This is a genomic window from uncultured Aurantimicrobium sp. (genome assembly GCF_936931525.1).
Lineage (GTDB): Bacteria > Actinomycetota > Actinomycetes > Actinomycetales > Microbacteriaceae > Aurantimicrobium.
Genome location: NZ_CAKZII010000184.1, coordinates 1 through 3,067, shown reverse-complemented (window position 1 = coordinate 3,067; position 3,067 = coordinate 1). Strand labels below are relative to the sequence as shown.

At 50.5% G+C, this 3,067-nt stretch carries 2 protein-coding genes and 1 pseudogene; all 3 read right to left on the bottom strand.

The annotated features are described in order from the left end of the window. Positions 1-761 (bottom strand): annotated as a pseudogene (locus Q0362_RS09400) (hypothetical protein); the annotation flags it as partial. 18 nt (positions 762-779) lie between these two features. Further along, positions 780-1,991, bottom strand: coding sequence for an MFS transporter (locus Q0362_RS09395; RefSeq protein ID WP_298122843.1), 1,212 nt, complete (start codon positions 1,989-1,991; stop codon positions 780-782). Then, positions 1,991-2,911 (bottom strand): DMT family transporter, encoded by a 921-nt coding sequence (locus tag Q0362_RS09390; protein ID WP_298122841.1) that lies wholly within the window; start codon positions 2,909-2,911, stop codon positions 1,991-1,993. Before Q0362_RS09390 ends, Q0362_RS09395 begins: the two co-directional genes overlap by 1 nt. Between the last annotated feature and the right edge of the window lie 156 nt (positions 2,912-3,067).

Sequence of the window (3,067 nt, the reverse complement as noted above, 5' to 3'; positions counted from 1 at the left end):
GCGGTTGTCGTGTCCAGTTTGTAGTCATCTACAACAGAAAGTGCCAACCAGTCATTAGAACCACCTTCAGCGAGCGAAAGTCCCATAATTCCGAGACCGAGGAAAAGGATTCGGCGGGAAAGAACTACTCGTTCGCGCTGAGGCTTGACTCCAGCTGTCGTGACTAAAGTCTTTCCTGTGTCCGCCGGCAATTTCTTGAAAGTGAACCACGCGATGGACGTCGTAAGAACGGCAATAACGATCATCTGAATGACCAGAGAGAACTGCGTGATGATGGCGACGGTTCCAATGCCTGCACCGGCAAGAGCACCCAAGCTGTATGCACCGTGGAGTTGTGGAAGCAAGCTCTTGCCACGTGCCTTCTCGAGTTCAGCACCTTCTACGTTGATACCAACGTCGCCGATGCCATAACCAAGACCAGCTACCAGACCACCAAGGGCTACTCCAAGGGGAGATTCTCCAACAAGAGATAAAGCTTGAATGATTTGACCAAGCCCCAAAGTGGTAAATCCCACTACAACTGCTGTTCGAGCTCCAAATCGAGCGACAAACCTTCCTGAGAGAAGCAAAGAAGTAAGTGCGCCTACTGAGCCAGCAAAGAGCACCCAGCCGAGTATTGAGGTGGACACATTGATATAGCTGCGCACCTCGGGCAGACGAACAAGCCATGAAGCGCCTCCCACTCCGAAAACGAGGAAGTAGGCAAAAAGAATGATTGCTTGGGAGCGAAACGACTTTGTTTCGCCAACTGAAGTTGACATGTAGCTATTGAATCACATTCATCGACGCGCGTCGACGGTTGAGTGGGTTCGTGTTGCCCTGTTGAACGCCATTCCCGCCATCAAAAGGAAGAAAGGAACGAGGAAAGCCGTGAATAGGCCGGCAACTTGTCCGATGAATCCTAGTAACGGGGGACCAGCAATACCTGATGTGTTACTGGCAACGACAAGAACGCCAACTCGAGAACCGGCAAGTCGCGGGTCTTCAGATACTGCAGAAACACACAGTGGGAAGCCAATCGAGTTACCAAGCCCCCATAGGGCCGCACCAACGAGTGGGAGAGCTATCCAGCCCGTAAGTATGACAATGAGGATTCCAAGTGCGGTAATTGCTGCAAAGACGATCAAAGCGCGTGCTCTGCCGAGATAATCCACGATTGGGCCACCAGATAGTCGGCCTACAGCCATTGCACCTGCAAAAACTGTATAAGAAGCCGTCGCAATGGCGCTAGAGAGTCCGGCGTCTACAAGCGCGATCGGGAGCCAGGTGCTAGCAGTACCTTCAGCAAGGTTGAAGCCAATGACGATGAAAGCCACCATGAGTGTTTGTGGCTCGAGCCATACTCGACGGCGATCTTTGGCTGAAGCTACTGTGGCAATTTGATCCGTGTTCATCTCTGCGTGAACATGCATACCTGAGGTGCGGGGGAGTCTTGTCGTCACAAGAAGAGTCACGATGAATACAAGAACAGACATCCCAATCAAGTTTGCTTCTACAGAGACGCCGCTGACAATGGCAACTGTGCCAATCGCACCGCCAAGAAGCGAACCCAAGCTGAAAGCACCGTGAAGTGAGGGGAGGAGGCTCTTTGGAGAGTTCCTATCGACGTTGGCGCCTTCAATGTTGATGGCTAAACCACCTGCACCACCAGAGAAACCAACGAACACAATCGCCAACGTCGCCAGAGGCAAGTTACTCATCTGTGAAACGACACCGAGCAGCGCAAGAAATACAGCGCCACCACAGTAAGCAAAAATAAGCACGATACGTGTTCCGAAGCGGGCAATAATCGGCCCGCCGATAAGAAGACCACTCAGTGATCCCACTGCCATTGCCAGTGTAAATAGGCCCATTTGGGCAGTATCTAGACCTAGAAGCTTCTGAATTTCAGGTGTTCTGCTTACCCAAGTAGAGAAATAGAGTCCCTGGACACCAAAGGAAGCAAAAGCAAGCCAATACCAACTACGTGGTGAGAGTTTTTTCCGGGACATCACTTACTAACACTAGGGGGTTGCAGTGTTTTCACTCGTGCTCTCACAGCAGTAAAAGCAAGACCAATGATCACTGCTCCACCAATGAGGATGTCAGGGGTGAGAACCTCTCCAAGAATCAGTGCAGACCATACCAAAGTGAGGACTGGTTGAGTCAATTGCACCTGGCTAACAGTGGTCATGGGGCCAATTGCTAGGCCACGATACCAGGCAAAAAACCCGAGAAACATGCTGAAAACAGCGGTATATAGGAAACACAGCCATGCAACTGGTTCTTGTGACAACGGAATAAACCAAGCATTGATAGCTGTCAGCGGAGCCATGACGGGTAATGAGATGATCAGCGCCCAGCAAATTGTTTGCCATGAACCGAGTTCTCTCGAAAGTAATCCGCCCTCGGTATAACCAATTGCCGCTAGGACGACAGCCAGGACTAAATAGAGATCTGGAAGGCTCACTCCAGAGAAGCCATTGCCGAGAGCAAGAAAGATCACCACGGCAGCGGCGCCAGCAATTGAGGCCACCCAAAACAGAACTCCAGGCCGTTCACCAGTTCGAAGAACAACAAAAAGTGCTGTCACTGCTGGAAGAAGAGCAATGACGACAGTTCCATGAGCGGAAGGGACACTTTGCAGAGCTAACGAAGTAAAGAGCGGGAATCCAACTACAACTCCCAGAGCGACAACTACGAGGCGAGCTATTTGACGACGGCTAGGTTTTTTGGGTCTTACAAGTACAAAAGCAATGAGTGCAAATGCAGCAGCAAGGGTCGCACGTCCTGTTGTCATGAAAAACGGACTAATAGTCTCCACTGCAACCCTTGTAAAGGGGAGTGTGAAGGAAAAAGCAAGAATACCGAGAAATCCCCACAGAACGCCCGCATAGCGCGAACTTGTCGGCGCTGGAGAAGTTCTGCTCATTACTGAACTCTATGAACCAACCCTGTGGAGAGTCAAAGTTTTCGCTTTCAATTGTTACGAACGAATGGGGAGTACTCAGGTCTCTGTTGAGAAATGTAACCTGACATAATGTGTATTATCGGACTAATACCCAGTTAGTGTCGTCCAGTGATCTTG